Here is a 1141-nt window from a genome sequence, read left to right as displayed (position 1 = left end):
AGTTCGGTAAAAGGCGTCCCCGGCGCGACCCCTGCATCTGGATCACCAACCTGGGGGTCGTACAAATAATCGCAGACGGCACAGAGCCATTGTTGCGTCATGGTGTCTTGTCCTTAAAAAAAGAAATCATTTGCTAAACAATAACACAAAGTTGCTAAAGATCTCCCGGTGAAAATGGTGCATCATTTCGTCGCGCATGATCTTAAGGGCAGCAAACGGCGACATGGCCTCCTTGTAAGAGCGCTTGGCGGTCAAGGCGTCGTAGACGTCAGCAATGCAACAGATGCGGCCATAGACATGGATCTGATCCCCCTTGAGCCGCAGGGGGTAACCGGTACCGTCATCCCGTTCGTGATGCTGCATGGCGACGATGCGGCATTCCTCACTCAACTGGCTCGTCTCCTGCAAAATTTTATAGCTTTGATAGGGGTGAATGCGCATACGCCGCATCTCGTACTCATCCAGACGGCTGGGTTTGTTGAGAATCTGTTCGGGAACACGCACCTTGCCCAAATCGTGTAAGAAAAATCCGGCACCTAACTCACGCATGTCATGGCTGGTCTCACCTTGAAACAACTTTTTGGCTAGACAGATGGAAAGGGTACCGACATTGACCGAGTGGGTGTATGTATAAAAATCATGCTGGGTGACCTTAATCAGAGCGTTGGCGGCCTCTTCATCAGCCAGTACCATGTCGACCAGCGAAGCGACCACCTCTTTGGTGTCTCGGATAATCTCGGCTGTGGGACAATCGAACAGATCCTGCATCAACACTCTGGCGGAATGATAAACGGCCAAGGCCTTCTTACCGGGTTCCATGGCTGGATCGGCAGCGGCCAGTTTGACTGTTTCAAGGATCTTTTTGCGGGCCATGGATTTGTCAGGCTGTGGAGGTGCCGACAGTACCTCTGTGGGTGCCTGTTCGCACGCATGAGAGACATCATCGATGGGGGAGGGAATCCAGTGCCTGTCCACATCCACATAGACCTTGGCATAGCGCAACGGCAGGTTACGAATCTGCCGCAACTGTCCGGGATCCATGATAAAAAACTCTTTTTCCAATCCAGTGGCCTCGACCACATCCTGCCGTAGCTTGACATACATGCCGATCTGCAGTGCTTCCACATCAACCAGTTTGTCC

Annotated in this window: 2 protein-coding genes; both read right to left on the bottom strand. The window is 52.2% G+C overall.

Annotated features, from left to right (window positions below; translation table 11 throughout):
* Positions 1–101 (bottom strand): rubredoxin (locus ASN18_RS17885; protein WP_353740359.1); only part of this gene is annotated, 101 nt, incomplete at its 3' end.
* A 25-nt stretch (positions 102–126) separates the two neighbouring features.
* A partial coding sequence (locus tag ASN18_RS01670) for a cyclic di-GMP phosphodiesterase (RefSeq protein ID WP_085050865.1) occupies positions 127–1141 on the bottom strand: 1015 nt, incomplete at its 5' end.

Source organism: Candidatus Magnetominusculus xianensis (assembly GCA_001541255.1).
GTDB lineage: Bacteria > Nitrospirota > Thermodesulfovibrionia > Thermodesulfovibrionales > Magnetobacteriaceae > Magnetominusculus > Magnetominusculus xianensis.
The sequence above is the reverse complement of the archived record's forward strand: the minus strand, read 5'-3'. Positions and strand labels throughout refer to the sequence as shown.